The organism is Halobiforma lacisalsi AJ5, assembly GCF_000226975.2.
Classification (GTDB): domain Archaea; phylum Halobacteriota; class Halobacteria; order Halobacteriales; family Natrialbaceae; genus Natronobacterium; species Natronobacterium lacisalsi.
Genome location: NZ_CP019285.1, coordinates 2,418,858 through 2,436,004, shown reverse-complemented (window position 1 = coordinate 2,436,004; position 17,147 = coordinate 2,418,858). Strand labels below are relative to the sequence as shown.

13 protein-coding genes are annotated in these 17,147 nt (G+C 64.2%); 6 read left to right on the top strand and 7 right to left on the bottom strand.

Going from position 1 to position 17,147, the window contains the following annotated elements; all coding sequences use genetic code 11:
* Positions 1-170: 170 nt before the first annotated feature.
* Positions 171-899 carry a 3-oxoacyl-ACP reductase family protein gene (locus CHINAEXTREME_RS11735; RefSeq protein ID WP_007143734.1) on the bottom strand — a complete coding sequence of 243 codons (729 nt, stop codon included), beginning with the start codon at positions 897-899 and terminating at the stop codon, positions 171-173.
* Between the two features lie 194 nt (positions 900-1,093).
* On the opposite strand from CHINAEXTREME_RS11735, the gene CHINAEXTREME_RS11730 reads away from it, so the two are divergent.
* Positions 1,094-2,239 carry an MBL fold metallo-hydrolase gene (locus CHINAEXTREME_RS11730; RefSeq protein WP_007143733.1) on the top strand — a complete coding sequence of 382 codons (1,146 nt, stop codon included), beginning with the start codon at positions 1,094-1,096 and terminating at the stop codon, positions 2,237-2,239.
* Positions 2,240-2,257: 18 nt separating this feature from the next.
* Here CHINAEXTREME_RS11730 and CHINAEXTREME_RS11725 read toward each other — a convergent pair whose 3' ends face one another.
* Genes CHINAEXTREME_RS11725 through CHINAEXTREME_RS11710 form a run of 4 tightly spaced genes read right to left on the bottom strand, consistent with a single transcriptional unit; the run spans position 2,258 to position 8,601 of the window.
* Positions 2,258-2,941, bottom strand: a complete 684-nt coding sequence (locus tag CHINAEXTREME_RS11725) for a molecular chaperone TorD family protein (protein ID WP_007143732.1) — start codon at positions 2,939-2,941, stop codon at positions 2,258-2,260.
* A complete protein-coding gene (locus CHINAEXTREME_RS11720) occupies positions 2,938-6,243 on the bottom strand; it encodes a molybdopterin-dependent oxidoreductase (protein WP_007143731.1) in 3,306 nt (1,101 codons plus the stop codon). The genes CHINAEXTREME_RS11725 and CHINAEXTREME_RS11720 overlap by 4 nt, the downstream gene beginning before the upstream one ends.
* Entirely contained in the window at positions 6,236-7,495 is a 1,260-nt protein-coding gene (nrfD, locus tag CHINAEXTREME_RS11715; protein ID WP_029601573.1) for an NrfD/PsrC family molybdoenzyme membrane anchor subunit, read from the bottom strand. Before nrfD ends, CHINAEXTREME_RS11720 begins: the two co-directional genes overlap by 8 nt.
* A gap of 5 nt (positions 7,496-7,500) precedes the next feature.
* A complete protein-coding gene (locus CHINAEXTREME_RS11710; RefSeq protein WP_007143729.1) occupies positions 7,501-8,601 on the bottom strand; it encodes a 4Fe-4S dicluster domain-containing protein in 1,101 nt (366 codons plus the stop codon).
* Positions 8,602-8,958: 357 nt separating this feature from the next.
* On the opposite strand from CHINAEXTREME_RS11710, the gene CHINAEXTREME_RS11705 reads away from it, so the two are divergent.
* Positions 8,959-10,908: a bacterio-opsin activator domain-containing protein gene (locus tag CHINAEXTREME_RS11705; RefSeq protein ID WP_007143728.1), complete on the top strand. Its 1,950-nt coding sequence runs from the start codon at positions 8,959-8,961 to the stop codon at positions 10,906-10,908.
* A 316-nt stretch (positions 10,909-11,224) separates the two neighbouring features.
* Here the strand turns inward: CHINAEXTREME_RS11705 and CHINAEXTREME_RS11700 are convergent, their stop codons facing one another.
* A complete protein-coding gene (locus CHINAEXTREME_RS11700) occupies positions 11,225-12,340 on the bottom strand; it encodes an aminotransferase class V-fold PLP-dependent enzyme (protein WP_007143727.1) in 1,116 nt (371 codons plus the stop codon).
* Between the two features lie 534 nt (positions 12,341-12,874).
* Here CHINAEXTREME_RS11700 and CHINAEXTREME_RS11690 point away from each other — a divergent pair.
* Positions 12,875-13,435, top strand: coding sequence for a class I SAM-dependent methyltransferase (locus CHINAEXTREME_RS11690; RefSeq protein ID WP_007143726.1), 561 nt, complete (start codon positions 12,875-12,877; stop codon positions 13,433-13,435).
* Positions 13,436-13,558: 123 nt separating this feature from the next.
* Positions 13,559-15,124 carry a multicopper oxidase family protein gene (locus CHINAEXTREME_RS11685; RefSeq protein WP_007143725.1) on the top strand — a complete coding sequence of 522 codons (1,566 nt, stop codon included), beginning with the start codon at positions 13,559-13,561 and terminating at the stop codon, positions 15,122-15,124.
* Positions 15,125-15,163: 39 nt separating this feature from the next.
* Here the strand turns inward: CHINAEXTREME_RS11685 and CHINAEXTREME_RS11680 are convergent, their stop codons facing one another.
* Complete coding sequence (locus tag CHINAEXTREME_RS11680; RefSeq protein ID WP_007143724.1) at positions 15,164-15,889, bottom strand: DsbA family protein; 726 nt, start codon at positions 15,887-15,889, stop codon at positions 15,164-15,166.
* A 110-nt stretch (positions 15,890-15,999) separates the two neighbouring features.
* Here CHINAEXTREME_RS11680 and CHINAEXTREME_RS11675 point away from each other — a divergent pair, with 110 nt between their 5' ends.
* Together CHINAEXTREME_RS11675 and CHINAEXTREME_RS11670 are read left to right on the top strand one after the other, a co-directional pair.
* Entirely contained in the window at positions 16,000-16,548 is a 549-nt protein-coding gene (locus CHINAEXTREME_RS11675) for a hypothetical protein (protein WP_007143723.1), read from the top strand.
* The gene (locus tag CHINAEXTREME_RS11670) at positions 16,545-17,036 is read left to right on the top strand and encodes a hypothetical protein (RefSeq protein WP_007143722.1); all 492 of its coding nucleotides are present in this window, start codon (positions 16,545-16,547) and stop codon (positions 17,034-17,036) included. Before CHINAEXTREME_RS11675 ends, CHINAEXTREME_RS11670 begins: the two co-directional genes overlap by 4 nt.
* Positions 17,037-17,147: the final 111 nt, after the last annotated feature.

Here is a 17,147-nt window from a genome sequence, read left to right as displayed (position 1 = left end):
AGGAGCGGCCACTCGAGGTCTCTAACGGTGCCCATACCAGTCGAGTCCGTCCTCGAACTCGAGGTGGTTACAGTACAGAGCCGCTGGAATGCACCCAGCGACGACGAGAGACGCGTGCTGTCCCGTGTAGACGGACGAGGTGGTCGAGCGAGAGGGGCACCGAGCGTTCGTCACTGCATCAGTTCGCCGCCGTTCACGTCCAGCGTCTCGCCCGTGACGAACGTGGCGTCGCGCAGATATGCAACCGCGTCGGCGATGTCTTCGGGTTGGCCGTACCGCTCGACTGGAATCCGGGAGAGTTCTTCCCGTTTCTCCTCGGGCGTTCGATCGGCAGTCATGTCCGTCTCGATGTGGCCCGGGGCGACGGCGTTTACCCGTACGTCGGGCGCAAAATCCTGGGCGTGACTGCGAGTCAACGAAAGGAGCGCGCCTTTCGACGACGCGTAATGGCACTCGATCGCCGCACCGGTATGGGCGAGAATCGAAGAGATGTTCGTCACGGACGGGTCAGCAGCCGAGTCACGAAGATACGGAAGCGCTGCTTTCGTGACGTTGAACGCGGAATTGACGTTGACGTCCATGATCCGATCGAAGTCATCCGGGTCGAGATCGTCAGTGTAGACGTGCTGGTCGATTCCGGCGTTGTTGACGACGTGATCGACGCTGCCGAACGCGTCGGCAGCGGTATCGACCAGTCGCCCAGCAGCGTCGGGGTCGGCGACGTCCGCCTCGACGGCGATCGCTTCTCGCCCGTAATCGCGGATCTCGGAAGCAACCGCCTCGGCAGCGTCTTCGCTGGACCGATAGTTCACGGCCACGTCGTATCCGTCAGTTGCGAAGCGACGCGCGATCGCTTTCCCGATCCCTCTCGAGGAGCCAGTTACGACTGCGGCGGGCATACCTGTACGACACACTGTGATCGACTTGGAAGTTCCGCCCACTGGTGGAGCGCCGTTTCGTGTTCGACGAGAACGACGCAATTCGGGATCGGTTGGATCTGCACGAAGCGATGGACCGAGTTCTAGTAGGGGTGCCTGTGCAGGGCCGAGACCTATCGGCGGTCCGATCCAGACAATATTGTAGAGTGATTACAATGGTAGACCAGATATCCTCCGAACGACTTGCGGAGTTGATCGATTCCGACGAATCGGTCACACTCGTTGATACCCGGCCCGAAGACAGCTACGAAGGATGGCGTATCCACGGCGCCAAGAACGTCCCGTTCGATCCGAGAGAAGAGTTCACGGACGACCATCTCGAGCCCGTCGTGGAGTCGAAAAACGGCGACACAGTCGTCATCTGCGGCAAAGGGCTCACGTCGACGCCGTTCGGGTTTCGACTCGAGCAACACGGGATCGAAGACGTCTCCGTCGTGAAAGGCGGCATGGAAGACTGGAGCGAGGTATACGAAGTCGTTCCCCTCGAGACGGAGAACGACGATCTCGTCGCACTGCAATTACAGCGTCGGGCGAAAGGTTGCCTCGGCTATCTCGTCGGCTCGAAACGTGCCGGATCGGCAGTCGTCGTCGACCCGACACGGCAGACGGACCAGTTCAAGATCGTTGCCGAGGAGGCCGGACTCACGATCGAACGGGTCCTCGATACCCACGTTCACGCGGACCACGTTTCGGGCGGTCCGAAACTGGCGAACGAACTCGATGTCCCGTATCATCTCGGTGACCGTGCGAGCGAACGGGGAGTCGATTACGACTACAAACCGCTCGCCGACGGTCGAACGCTCGAACTCGGGGAGATCGAGATCGAGACGCTTCACACACCGGGACACACAACCGAAATGGTCAACTATCTCGTCGAAGACGAGCTACTCCTCACCGGTGATACGCTGTTCGTGGAGTCCGTCGGCCGGACGGAGTTACAGTTCGGCGACGAGGATGCAGCACACGGTGCCGAACTGCTCTACGAATCCATCCACGAAACGATCCTCGAGCTCCCGGACGAGACGCGGATTCTTCCGGGTCACGTATCCGTCACGAAGGACAACCGATACGAGGTCGGGTCGCCTGGCGAACTGATCGGGGCCCGACTGGGTGAGCTTCACGCTGCTCTCGATCTCCTCGGACTCGACGAGGACGAGTTCGTGGATCGGTTGGTCGACGATGCGCCCGATAAACCCCCGAACTACGAGCGCGTCATCGAGATCAACACCGGCACGGAACCACCCGAGGACAGGTCCGAAGTGACGGAACTCGAACTCGGGCCGAATAACTGCGCGGCCTGAAGGCCGTCGGGGGAGCAGTCACTCACCCATGGAGTAGTCGCGAGCGTGCCAGGCCGTGATGGTCCGTGCCACTGCGACCAGGGCTGTAAAGACGCCGTCAGGACCGTCGGTAGCTGCGACTGCCCTGTGGAACGTATCGAGCCAGCCTAACTGTTCGAGCGTCTCGTGTTGGTACGTCCGGAACCGCTCGAGGCGGTCGTCGGTACCCGTTTCGAGGGCCCGCGCTTCTAGCCGTGTGACCGCAGCGAGGAACTCGAGTTGAGCGGCGACGTGATCGGGGAAGTCGCCGTAGCTGGGACGCACGCCCGCTCGATCGTACAGCGACGACATCTCCGAGGCCGGATCGCCGAGCAGTTCGCCTGCCGTCCCCTCGTCGTGGAACGGCGAATCCGACTCGAACGCCTCCGAGGGCTGGTCACGGTGTGCGGAGGCCACCGGCGGGACGTACTGTGGTCCCGGAACGACGAACAGGTTGTCGTAGGCGATCCGCAGGGCGTCCTCCTCCACCTCCGTACACTCGAGGGGGGCAGCGTCGATATCGACGGGGAGCGTCGCCGTGACGTCGACGAGCGAGCCGTCCTGCATCACTGTTGCGAGGACGTCCGTTTCACCGTCGAGTATCGCCGCGAGCAGGCCGTACAGATCGGCCTGGGCATCGGCGACCGCAGCCGTCCTCGTGGTTACCGTATCGGTTCGCGTCATCGTTCGCTCACGGGTTCGATCTCCACGTAGGCTGCGAACTGGGCGTTGCTTCCGCCGACCGGATCGCTCAGGCCGACGTCGCCGAGTTCGTCGTCGAGGGGTTGAACGTGATTGACGGCGAACCCGGCGTCCCGTCCCTTCGCGTATCCGGCCGTATCCTCGCCCGGCGTATCGAACGAGTGGTCGGCATGCCCGTAGCCGTCGGTAGCCCCCGCCCGATGGTCGCCGTCGACCGTCGTGTCCGTCGTGTCGCCGCCCTGTCGTCCGAATCCCCAGGCGGTTCCGACGACGCCGGGACGGATGCCGCCGGTGACACGGACGGTCGCCTCGACGGTTCGCCGGCCGGCATCGATCCGTACCCGGTCGCCGTTTTCGAGGCCGCGCTCGCTTGCGTCTTCGGGGTTGATCCACACCGGGTTCTCGGGCTGGGTTTCGCGTAGCCACGCCGAACCGGTCGTTCGGTGCATACCCTGGGTTCGGGGCTTCCAGTTGGTCAGTTGCAGCGGCCTGTCGTGGTCGAGTTCTTCGTCGGCTTTCACGGGAACCTGGACATCACGGTTGTAGTGGAGGACGTCCGCTACTCGAGGGAGGGGATCGAACCGCTCGCCGTCGTAGGCGTGTTTCCCGGTCGGCGCGATCTCGTCGTAGAAGTTCACCCGGCTCGCGAGTTTGTACCGCATGTGGTCGCCCTCGTAGGCGTTCGTCTCCGGGTGCCGGCCGGCGTAATCGTAGTCGTGGCCACGCTGGGCGAACGTTTCGGTGTAGTCGTCGATCGGTTGCTCGAACCGACCGCCGCGGTTCAGTACAGTGACCGCCTTGCGCCACTCTTCGTCGGTTACTGCGCTGCGCCACTCCTCGAGGTCGAACTGTTCACCCAACCCTTTCTCGTGGGCGTGCTCGAACAACTCGAGTTCCTCGTCGTCGGCGTCGGGGACGGGTTCGCGGTCGTAGGCGATGTTGGTCGCGAGCTTGACGTAGAAGTCCTCGGCGGTGTCGAGCGGCCACAGGTCGCCGTCAGCGTCGGGGATAGCACCCTCGCCGACGCCGGGCAGGTCCAGCTCCTTCCAGATATCGATCAGGACCTCCTCGAACGGCCGTGCGTCGGGGACGACCGTGATCGTCGGCTGGCTGATCTTCTCGTCGGCCAGGCGCTTGTTCGGATACGTGCCGAAGTTCTCCCAGCGCTCGAGGTAGGTCGGCTCGGGGAGGACGTAGTCGGCGTACCGGCTCGTCTCGCCGAGAACGGTGTCCGAAGCGACGATCAGCCCGATCGCGTCCTCGTCTTGCAACACGTCGGGGATCGTGTCCCCGCCTGCGGCGGACATGACGTGGTTATTCGAGTACGGCCGAATGAACAGCGCCTCGACCCCGTAGGGGTACTCGTCGTCGGCGCTGGCGTAGAGTTCCTGGGTCGCCATCGGCGGTGCGACGGGGAACCAGGGCCGTTTCGCGGGATAGCCGTCGTCGCGCTCGAACAGCGACGTCTCCTCGTAGTTGACGCCGCCCCGGAGCAGCGGGATCCCCCACGGTTCGTGGCCGTCGGGGACCTCCCCGAGTTCGTACCGGCCGCTCATCGTCTCGTAACCCGCGTAGGGTGTGATCTGTCCGCCCTTCCAGTCGAAGTTGCCGATGAGGTGCTGCAGCGTCGAGATCGCGCGTGTCGCGTAGAACCCGTTCGTATGCTTGGCCGGGCCGCGGTACGCCATGATCGCCGCGCGCTTGCCGTGACTGGTGAACTCGTCGGCGAGCTCGTCGATCCGATCGACGTCGACGCCGGCCATCTCGGCGTACTCCTCGAGGTCGTGCTCGAAGACGCGCTCGCGGTACAGCGTCCAGACGCTCTTGACGGCCCGTCCGTCGACCGTGATATCGACGTCCAGAACGCCCTCGTCGGCTTCGCTCGCGGGGGCCGGTTCGCCGGTCGCGGCGTCGAGAATGACGAACGAGTCGTCGTCGCCGCCAGGGACATCGAGATCCCCGACGCGGGCCTTCGGTCGCTCGTCCTCGTCGACGAGCACGAGATGAGTCGCGTCGCTCCACGTGGGTTCGTCGTCGGCCGCGGCAGCGTCTTCCCCGGGGTTGCGAAGGTACGTCTCGTCGTACCGCTCGTTCTCGATGATCCAGCGAGCCATTCCGAGCGCGAGGGCGGCATCCGCGCCGGGTTTGACCGGGATCCACTCGTCGGCCTTCTCGGCGGTCTTCGAGAGGCGGGGATCGACGACGTCCATCCGCATGCCGTCGTCGATCGCGTTCGTGAGTTTCGGGGCGAGCCAGGTGGGGCCCTTGTTGGCGACCATCGGGTTGGTCCCCCAGACCAGCAGGTACTCGCAGTTCTCGATGTCGGGGTACTGGCGTTTCTTCGTGCCGGCGTGCGAGCGGTTGAACCCCATAACGCCGGAGAGACCGCAGACGCCGGCGTGATGGATGCTGTTGACCGATCCCAGCCCCTGGTGCCAGAGCCGGTTCCGAATGAAGTTCCGCCGGAATCCACCGACGTCGACGATCTGGTTGGCCTTCGGTCCCAAATCGGGATGATCCGTGTCGATCAGGACGTCCTCGTAGCGGTCGTCGAACTCCTGTTTGCTCATCTCACCCACCTGGACGGCCTCCCAGTCGTCCATCACTTCGTCTTCGGGGGCGTACCCCCACAGCTCACGGAGGCCGTCGTGGCCGAGTTCGTCGTCGCCGGAGACGATCTCCTCGATCGCCTGTTCCCAGGAGATGGTCTTCCACTCGTCGCTGCCCCGCGGCCCCACGCGTTTCATCGGTTTCCGCAACCGGTACGTGTCGAAGGCCGTTTGAATGCCAGCCTGACCCTTCAGACAGATGCGTCCGCCCGACAGCGACCACTTGCTCGTGTCGACCTCGCCAGTCCCCTCGAGGTCGCCGGTCGCGACGTCTTCGGGATCGCTTTCGTAGGGCACCTGAGCGTGTGGCTGTGTGTTGAGGAACGAGTAGGGGTTCCCCGCGAGTTTGCGCACGAGCGAACTGTACTCGCCGGTTCCGCTGTCGTCGGCCAGGCGAACCTTGATCGGACAGAACGTGTTACATTGTCCGCAGGTCGTGTAGATGACGTCCGAGGCCTCGTAGTCGCCGTACTCGGTCCCGACACCGTGACCGTCGTCCGCGAACCAGCCGTCGAACTCGAAGACACTGCCCGCGATACCGCCGGACAGCGAGAGCGCGCCGATGCCGCCGACCGCCTTGACGAAGTCGCGACGGTCGATCCCGTCGGTGGCCGGTTCATCCGTCCGTTCGGTCCCTGTCTTGGAGTCCGTGTGGGTTGCGTTCGAATCAGTCATGGGTCTCACCTCGTGGAACGAGCGGAAGCAGTTCCGTACCGATCGTATAGAGAAGCACGCCGAGCGCGACGATTCCCAGCGAGAGCAGCCATTCCGGCGTCGACGGAACGTAGTAGCCCGTCGGCAGGCCGTAGAGCGCAGGCTCGATCTGGGCCGGCACGACGATGTTGAAGCGCGTGCCGATCACGCCGAGGACGACGCTCGCGCCCGCGGCGGCGACGAACACCGGTCGGCGACGCCAGTCACGACGGTGTAACAGCACCAGCGGGGCGATCCAGCCGAGTCCCACCATCACCACCCAGAACGACCACCACATCTCGCCGGTCATGATCGTCAGCCACGACTCCACGTGGCCGGGGTGGAGACTGTAGATCCCGACGAACGCCTCGAGAACCTTCAGCGACGCGTCGAGGACGACGAATCCGACGAACAGTGCCGCCATGCGCTCTAACAGATCCGTTTCGAGCGCTCGACTCCCCAGGCGCGCCCGCAGCACGTACAACAGGGCGATCAGTGCCATCCCGCTGACGACCGCGGACGTGATGAAGATTACCGGGAACAACGCGCTGAACCAGTAGCTCCGCGCGGCGGCGACCGCGAACAGGTTCCCGGTGCCGCCGTGGACGAAGACGATCGCGAGCGGAATGCCGACGATTCCAAGGCGTTTCAGCCACGTCCGATCGGTCTCGAGGCTCTCTTCGCCCGTGTCCGTCCGGCCGAGCGTGAGTAGACCGGCGATCCGTCCCCGGAGGCCGTCGTCGGCTTCGCTCCTCGCGACGAGGTCGCGTCGCATCGAGAAGTACAACTCGCCGGAGAGGACGACGATATAGAGTGCGTACGCGTGGACCTCCCAGGAGAGGACCGAGAGCGGCTGTCGCCACGCGAAGGGGTGCCAGAGCCGATCCATCCGCCCGAGGTCGACCAGGACGAACGTGAGCGCGACGATCATCGAGACGATCGCGACGAACAGCGCCTCGCGTTCGATCTCGTGCATCCCCTCGACCTCGAAGACGTTCGAGAGCGTGCTCACGAGGAACGCCCCCGCCGACAGGCCGACGAAGTAGATGTAGAAGGCGACCCACGCGCCCCACGGCACTGTACTCGAGAGGTTCGTTGCACGGAGTCCCTCCGTGAGTCGGAGGTACCCGCCATAGGCGCCGACCGCCAGGAGCGCGACCAGCAGCGCGTACCAGGCGACCCGGAGCCGCCGACCGCCGATCGCCGCCGTCACCGTGTGCGTGTTCGTAGACATGGGTATCACTTGAGGTAGTAGACGTTCGGATCGGTCCCCTCCTTCTCCTTGAGCTGGAACGCCCGGGAGGACGACGCCAATTCGTTTACGTCGCTGTCGGTATCCTCGAGGTTGCCCATATAGCGCGCGTCACCGACACAGGTCTCGACACAGGCGGGCTCCTCACCCCGTTCGAGGCGGTGGTGACAGAAGTTACACTTCCGGACGTTGCCGACCGGCGACTCGCCGTCTTCGCGCGGGCCGCGGTCCGTCCCGTATTCGGGGCTGGTTACTTCGCCGCCTTCCTCGAACTCACCGTCGTAGTTCTCTCCGAAGTCGAAGTAGCGCGCGTCGTAAGGGCACGCGACCATGCAGTACCGACAGCCGATACACCGGTCGTAATCGATGTTCACGACTCCGTTGTCCATCTTGTACGTCGCGCTAACCGGACAGACCTGCACACAGGGCGGCTTCTCGCACTGCATGCACGGACGCGGGACGTTCGTCCGGCTAACGTTCGGATACTCGCCTTCCTCACGCTCGAGGACGACGTTGTAGGAAACGCCGGGCGGTGTTCGGTTTTCGGCCTTGCAGGCGACCGTACACGACTCACAGCCGACGCATTTCTGCAGGTCGATGACCATGCCCCAGCGCGGATCGTCACCGTCGCCGTCGCCATCGCCGTCGCCGTCGCCGTCGCTCTTGCTCTCCGCGTCTGCCGCGGTCTCCGACGCCTCGAGCGCCGCCGCGACGCTGGCCATCGAGCCAACCGAACAGCCGAGCGTTTCGGCCGTCTCGTCGTCGATCGTCCCGTCGTCTCGATCGACTGCCGGATTCGGTGTCTCGCGGTAGTCGTCGCCGAACTCCGTGGCTGCGTCGTCGTCGTACTTTTCCCAGTAGGCCTCGCTCGAGAGTTCGCCGCGGCTCACCCGCCGGGCGTCCTCGGCCATCTCGATGCCGAGGTCAGTCCGATAGGTCGTCTTCTCGAGTTCGACTCGGGGATCGGTAGCCTCGACGTCGACCATCTCGTCGTAGGTGTCGTCGGAGTTGTCGGAGTCGTCGGAGTCGTCCCCGGACGATTCGGGAATGGTCGGCATCGGCTCGTCGGCAGCTTCGCTTTCGCTCATTGCCGACCACCGGCTAGACGCCGTCGCCTCCCGTTCGCTCGTCGATTGGTCCTCATACGAATAGACAAAGGACCCCCAGGGGACTGAGCGTTCTACCGATACTCTTGGGGTCGATTTCGGGGGGCGAAACCCGGTTTGTACCGGGTACCGATACTGTTGGGTAGGGGAGTACCGGCCGTCTCTCGGTTCATTCTTCGTGAGCCATCGTATCGGGAATACGGTCGTTTCGACCCTCCTGGACCGGTATTACTGATCGCTGGGAACGACATCAGTACATATCCCCCGGCAACGGTCATCTGTATCTATGCACCCACCTGTCGCTCGCCAACCGTCCCGCCGCCGCTCGAGGTGGTCGCGATGAGTGGGGTCCTCATCGCGTCGATCGCGCTCCGAATCCTCGGCACGGGGTACTCCGTCCTGCTCCTTCGACGCAGTGGCGATCGACGCTTTGCGTTCCTGACGGTCATGCTCGGGCTCATGACGTCACGGCAGGTCTGGACGCTACAGACGACCGGCGGCACCGGCCTCGCCGAACTACCGGGGCTCGTCGTCAGCGGCCTCGCCGTCGCGGTGGTCTACTATCTCTCCCAGTACGTCGACGAGGAGGACAGAATCAAAGCGGAACTCGAGGCGATGAACGATCGCCTTCGAAGTTTCCGGAAAGCGGTCGAACAGGCCGGTCACGCGATTTTCTTGACGGATCCGGACGGACGGATCGAGTACGCGAATTCCGCCACGGAATCGGTAACCGGGTACGCCCCGTCGGAACTGGTCGGTCGAACGCCCGCGGTGTGGCAATCCGGCAAGCACGACGATGCGTTCTACGACGACCTCTGGTCGACTATCACGGACGGCGACGTCTGGGACGGCGAAGTCGTCAACCGGCGCCGAAACGGTGAACTGTGCTGGGTCGACGCGACGATCGCACCGATCACGGCCGATGACGGCTCCGTCGAGCGGTTCGTGGCCGTCGAGGCCGACGTCACCGAGCGCAAGGAACGGGAACTCCGCATCCGCGACCAGCACGACCGGCTCGAGTTGCTGAACACGACGAACGCGATCATCCGGGACGTCACCCAGGAACTGCTCCGTACCGAGTCGAAAGCCGAGGCCGAGGCGGTCTCGTGTGAACAGTTCGCGAGCGCAGGCCCCTACGAATCCGCGTGGTTCGCCACCAGAAACGCCGTCACCGACACCGTCCGACCGAACACGAGCGTCGGCATCGACGACGACGCTCTCGAGGACGTCGTCGCCGCCGTCAACGACGATGACCGGGAGACGGTCGTCGACCGCGCCCTGGAAACCGAGACGACCCACGTCGCACAGGTCTGTCAAGAGGGACGCCCCGACTGTACCCGCGCGTGCGAGTGTCGACTCGCGGCTGATGCGGTCGCGACCGTCGCGATCCCGATTACGTATCGGGATGCCCACTATGGCGCGCTCGTCTTGCACACGGGTGACGACAATGCCACCGATGCCCTCGACGTCGAGGTACTCGACGAACTCGGCGAGACCATCGCCTATGCCATCACCGCGGCTGAAAGCCAGCGCTCGCTGGTCACCGACCGCGTCACGGCACTCACGTTCGACCTCACACCGGCTGACGATCCGCTCCCGGCTCTTGCCAGCGCACTCGAGGCCGACGTCGAACTCGAACTCGAACAGGTGACGACCGGTACGAACGGTGACCTCGTCGAGTTCGTCACCGTTCGCGGCGCCGATGCCAGTGATATCGCCGCCCAGGCAGCAGATATTTCCGGCATCGAGTCGGCTCAGCGGCTTCGAGCCGATTCCGAACCGCTGCTTCGACTCACCGTCGACGAGACCGCCGTCGTTTCGACGCTGGCACAGTACGGTGGCTGCGTGCAGTCGCTTACCGCGGATGGGGACCAGTGTGGAACGGATCCGGAGAACGGGAGCGTAGCTACCCTGGTCGCCGAACTGCCCGAAACGGCCGACGTCCGAACCGTCGTCGAGGCCGTCACCGAGAGCCACCCTGGCGCGGATCTGGTGGGTCAACACGAACGCGATCGAACCCCCGAAACGTCCGGTCAGTTCCGATCGGCGGTCGAAGAGTCCGCAACTGATCGCCAACTCGAAGCGCTTCGACTGGCCCATTTCGGCGGTTTCTTCGAGTGGCCCCGCGACTCCAGTGGCGACGACCTCGCCGACAGAATGGGGGTTTGTCAATCGACGTATCTACAGCATCTTCGGGCCGCTCAGCGGAAGGTATTCGAACAGTTCTTCGACGCCGAGCGGCCGACAGACACCGGCTATCCGGTGGGACTCCAGGGGAAGGCAGATTAGTCCCCCCGACGCTCGAATTTCGAGCCAGTAGAACGTATCGAACACCCTCGAATTCACCTCACAGATCCCTCGAGGGACGGTCACCCACCGGGTATGAACCGGGGATTCGAACCAGGAATCGTATCGATGCTTACCTGCCGGTAATCCCCTCTTCTCGAGGGTGACGAGCGCTTCCTTTTTCTCGAGTCCTCGAGCAGCCCGAGCAGGGACCCTCGACGTTCCTTCCGTCTGGATAGTCGCTACGGCCGTCAACACGTACTCTTCGGGGTGTAGAACTGGTTCGAGCAGTGGGTACGGAACCCGGGTCGGCGTTACGTTACCACTCTCGTTCCAGTTCCTCGAGCAGTCGATCGACATCAGCAGCGGTGTTGACCGCGTGGACCGACGCTCGGATCGCGTTCGGTAACGGTAACGCTCGGACGACGATCCCCTCCGTTGCCAGGCGCTGGACAGTCGCGTCCGGGTCGTCGACTTCGATCGTCACCAGACCCGACTCCGGCGGTGACGGACTCAGGAGTCGAGCCTCGGGGATGCCATCGACCAGCCGACCGGCGAGACGATGAACGCGGTCTTCGATTCGGTCGATGCCGACTTCGCTGATCGCCTGAATCGCTTCATGGAGAGCGACGTGTGGCGCCGGATTCGCCGACCCGACCTCGAACCGACGCGCGCCAGCGGCGAACTCGAACGGGTCGGCGGTTGGCGTCTCGACGCTCCGGTAGCCGACCGTCCGCGGCTCGAGTTCCTCGGCGACCGGCCGGTTAACGTAGAGGAACCCACCTCCCCACAGTCCCAGGAGCCACTTGTGGCCGGCGGCGGCGACCGCGTCGGCCCCCCACGCCGAGACGTCCATGGACAGCTGACCGGGTACCTGCACGGCGTCGACGAGTGTGAATGCCCCGGCGTCGTGGGCGATGTCGACCAACTCGGATACCGGAAGCCGTGTCCCGTGGGTCCACGTGACCGCGCTGAAACAGACGAGTCGAGCGTCCGAGACGGCCTCCGCGAACTGGTTGCGGTCGATTCGCCCGTCCTCCGTCTCGACGACGCGAACGTCGACACCCGCTCGTTCGAGGCGCTGCCACGGGAGGATTCCAGCCGGATGCTCGAGATCGGTGCGGACGACCACGTCTCCCGGCTGCCAGTCGATCGCGTTCGCGATGGCGTTGATCCCGGCCGTCGTACTCTCCGTGAGTGCGACCTCGTCCGGTTCGGCGCCGATGAACGATGCGACCGTCTCTCGGGTGTGATCGAACGCGCGAAACGCCGCCTCGTACGGATCGTCCGTGACCGGCACATCGTACTCGTGGGACCGGAGAAACGCGTCGGCGGCGTCGACGACGTATTCCGGGCTCGGACCGTGAGCGCCGAAGTTGAGGTAGACGTCTTCCTGAAGCGCCGGGATGTCGGCTCGGAGTTCGAGTGGAGTCATCGGTCTCTCGTGGCTGTCCTACGTACGGCTTGGCAAATAGCATTGCGGTGATTATACAATTCTGGTGTCGGCGGGGTGGACGAAAGGAGTTCGACTCCCCGCAGTCGAGGAGGTCACCTGGTACAGGAAGAACAGTCCGACCGGAGCCGAAATAGTATGGAGAGGACACCGAGAACGGCGAATACGACCAGCCCCTGTCCGAGACCGGCTAGTACACCGACGGTGGTGCCGCCGGTAACGGCGAGCGCCCCAGGTCCGACACAGCAGAGACTCGCAAGGCCCGCGACACCCAGAAGCGTCCGTCGAGAGGAAGAATCCGAGGCCATACACGCCTTACTAACTCGAGTCAAATATGTACAGGGGCGTTTTTCCGAGTCGGCAAAACGGGGACTCTCGAATCCGGAAATTGTTTTTGTGCCAATCCCAATACTACGCACGAACGATGCCGGCTATCACTCCTGTTGGAATGGATCCGAACGATATCGTGCCCGGGACGGGTGAACCAGCGACTACGGCTTTCGGGGGGCTGTAGCTATGGGTTATCACACGTTCGATGCCGAGCGTGCCGACAAGCTGGAACAGTCCGGACAGCGATACCGCTTCGTCTCGGCAGAGGAACTGCTGTGGGCGCTTTCACTCTCCGCTGACGATACCGTTGCCGACCTCGGCAGCGGGACCGGCTTCTTTACCGACGACGTCGCACCCCACGCCGGCACGGTCCACGCGATCGACGTCCAGGAGGAAATGCACGAGTACTACCGGCAAAAGGGCGTCCCGGAGAACGTCACCCTCGTGACCAGCGACGTGAGCGACCTGCCGTTCGACGACGACGCACTCGACGCCGCGTTCTCGACGATGACCTACCACGAGTTCGCGAGCGACGAAGCACTGGCCGAGATCCGACGCGTCCTGGCTACCGACGGCCGACTCGTCCTTTTCGACTGGACAGCGACCGGGTCCGGTACAAGCGGCCCACCCCTCGACGAACGCTACAGTCCGGACGAGGCGGTGGACGCGCTCCGCAACGCCGGCTTCACCGTTGAACACGAAGCAGTCCGTCCGGAAACGTTTCTGCTGATCGGGACGCTCGAGTGACGGAACTAACGATCTAGTCGGAACCTGTCCTCAGCCCATCCGGATGCTACGTTCCTCGGAGGTCCCGAGTAATGCGCGCTGGCATGCCCCTCATTTTTCCCGGTAGTCGTGGGCGGTTCTGTGATGGTCGATAACGAACGGACGGTCCCACGACGACGGGCATTGCGGATCAGCGGTGCGGCGCTGTTCGGGATCGCTGGATCGTCCAGCGAAACCGGATCGGGAACGAAAACGGCGAGCTTCGAGCGGCCTGCACAGGAAGACGACGGCGGCCCGCTGGAAGAAACGCTGGTCGCCTCGAGCGGAGCGATCGATGTCGGAGCGGACGAGACCGACGAGACGTGGCTGTACGAGGGGCAACTCCCCGGGCCGGAACTACGTGTGAGCGAGGGAGAGACGCTCCGCGTCTCACTCGAGAACCTGGTGTCCGAGGGGACGACGATTCACTGGCACGGCGTTCCCGTTCCGAACCGGATGGACGGCGTCCCGAACGTCACACAGGACCCTGTCCCGCCGGAGGGGACGTTCGAGTACGAGTACGAAGCGTCGCCGGCGGGGACGTACGTCTATCACAGCCACGTTGGGTTACAACTCGACAGGGGGCTCTACGGACCGCTGATCGTCGAAGAGGGGTCACCACACGTCGAGTACGACCGCGAGCATACCCTGCAGTTCGACGATCACCTCGGGGAAGAGCCGGCGCTCGATTCGATCGAAGCCCCGCCGGGCGGCGGTGACGGACCGGGTCCGGGTAACGGAGGCGGACGCGGCGACGGAATGGGGCCGGGTGGAGGCTATGGATCCGACGAGGATCGCGGACCGGGGGGCGGAATGGGACCCGGCAATGGTCCAGGGCCTGGAGACGGAATGGGTCCAGACAGTCAGATGCGCGGTCAGCGACCGCCGTACGACGGCCTCCTCGTCAACGGGCGTCTCCCATCAGATCCACCGATATTCGACGTCGAGGAGGGTGAGCGGGTCCGGCTTCGATTCATCAATCCGAGCAGCGCTACCACCTACCGGGTCGGCGTCGGAGGCCACTCGTTGACCGTCACACACGCCGACGGTCGACCGGTCGAGCCCGTCGACGTGGATTCGTTCGTTCTGAGCATGGGCGAACGGTACGACGCGATCCTCGAGGCGGATTCACCCGGAGAGTGGCCCATCGTCGCGGCGCCTATCGTCGGCGATGAGGAACCCGCGGAGGCGAGGCTACGGTACGAAAGCGCCTCCGAGGCCGAGGCCGAGGCCGAAACCGGCGAGCGGCCGCAGTTCGGCGGCCAGGAACTGGAATACGACGACCTCGAGGCACTCGAACCGCTGGATCTCGACGGGGAGCCGGACCGGACGTTCGATCTCACGCTGTCGGGCGGAATGATGGGCGGTGCCGCTTCCGACGCGTGGACCATCGACGGCGAAACGTACCCGGACGCCGATCCGTTCGAGATCAGCGAGGGTGATCACGTCCGCGTGCGGATGGTGAACCGCAGTCCGGCGATCCACCCGATGCACCTCCACGGTCACTTCTTCCAGGTCGGCGACGCGGTCAAGGACACCGTACTCGTCGCGCCGCATGGCGATCAAGTAACCTTCGACTTCCGCGCGGACAATCCCGGTGACTGGCTGTTCCACTGTCACAACGTCTATCATCTCGAGCGGGGGATGGCCCGCGTGTTCGAATACGAGTAGACCGAGGATGAGCGAGCGACCACACGGGACGGGCGCCGATCACGCGTCCCCGATACGATCGATCGCCTCGTCGAAGCGCTCGATGGGCTGTGCACCGACGAGCGAACCGGCAGCTTCGGACTCCGGATCGAAGACGACGAACGTCGGCGTGCCCGAGACGCCGAGTTCGGTTGCCCGCTCCGCCTCGGCCTCGACTGCGGCCTCGACGTCCGCTCGTCGGTCCTCGAGACACGACTCGAGGCCGTCCGCGCTGACGTCGGGTACTGCTCGGGTGTACTCGAGGAGGTTCTCCGTGGACGCCCACCCCGAGTTCTTCTCACCCTGCTCGTCAAATACCGCCGCGTGCCAGTCCCAGTAGGCAGCGGGGTCGCCATCGCGGAGCCGATCCCAGACACACCTGCTCGCGACCGCGGCCGTCATCGAGTCACCGCCGAAGTACGGGAGCGCGATTACTACGATGCGAACGTCGCCCGGTTCGACGTACTCCCGAACGAGGTCAGGAAATGTCTCCCGTTCGAACCGTTCGCAGAACGGGCACTGGAAGTCCGTCCAGTAGTAGATATCGAGCGGCGCGTCGGGCGATCCGACGATCGGTTTTCCGGCGAGGTCGATGCCGAGCGCGGTCGTCCCGTCGCTCGAGTGAAGCGACGGGGAGATGTCGTGTCCGGTCCCGTCGGATCGGGTGAGATAGTAAGCGCCGCCGACGCTACCCGTCACGGCCGAGCCGGCGAGGAAGGCACGGCGGGATGACTGATCGAGCGACATCTGATATCGCTCCCAACGTTCCCGGTCCGCGCCCGTAACGGAACCGCCGATTTGCCGAGCCAGCAAATCGGAGCGAGACCTTTCCGGCCGTCCGTCGTTCGATCGCGTAGATGACACGGCGAAACGCGATCGGGAACCATCTCGCGAACCTCTCCGCGGCAATGTCGTATCCGTTCGAGACGTGGTGGGGCACGATCGGACTCGTCCTCGCTGCGGCTGTCACGTACGTTCTGCTGCTCCTGAGTACGATGCCGGAGTTCTCGATCCAGATGCTCGGCGACGGCATCCACTGGTTCGAGTACGTCCTCGTCTCGCTGACGGAGACGGTGTACCGCACCGACGGCTGGTCCGGCCTCGGGATCATCGGTCTCTATTCGCTCCTTTCCGGCGTCGCAGTCGTCAACGCCGTCGCACAGTTGCGAATCGTCGGTGTCGCGAGCCTCACCGATCTCTCCGGAGTCGTTCCCGGACTCCTTGCGTCGGGCTGTGCGAGCTGTGGTGCCGGCCTTCTCGGCTTCCTCGGGTTTGCCGGCGGTCTCGCGGCGCTTCCCTACGACGGCGCAGTGCTTCGCATCGGCGGCCTCTTTCTCCTGCTGTTCTTCCTGGGCCGTGCGGGACATCCCGAACGGTGTGCGATCCCGACGGAGGCGTCAAAATGACGGGTCGTGGTTTCGTCGGATCGATCCGGTCGGATCGACGAGCGATGGCCTGGGGAACGGCCACCGGGGTCGGCGTGTTCCTCCTGTTCGGGCTCGTGACCGGCCTCATTCCGAACCCGCTCTACGTTCGGATGGTCCCGCGGACGCCGACCGACTATCTGTTCCTGACGCTGACTGCGCTGCTTGCGGGCATCTACATTGCACAGCGGGTGGCGACCGAAGTGGTCAGCACCGAACTCGAGGGCGACGACGGAAGCGAGACTGGCGATACGAGTGGCGAGGATCGGCTCGCGTTCGGTGGTCTCGTCGGCGGCTTTCTGGCGGTCGGCTGTCCGATCTGTAACGTCGTCTTGCTCACGCTGTTCAGTTCGTCCGCGCTCATGACGTACTTCGATCCGCTACGGCCCCTCTTGGGCGCGGTCTCGGTGGCACTGTTGGCAGGACTGATCTATCTCCGTCACAGTCGCTCCTGTTCGACCTGCGCATGACTCGTTTCACCTCGCGAATCTCGGGCCCCTCTCGCGGCATCAGCCAACCGCGTGAACGCACCGAAATCGGTACACGATCGCTCGAAATCGGCACCTGATAGCCGATCGTCC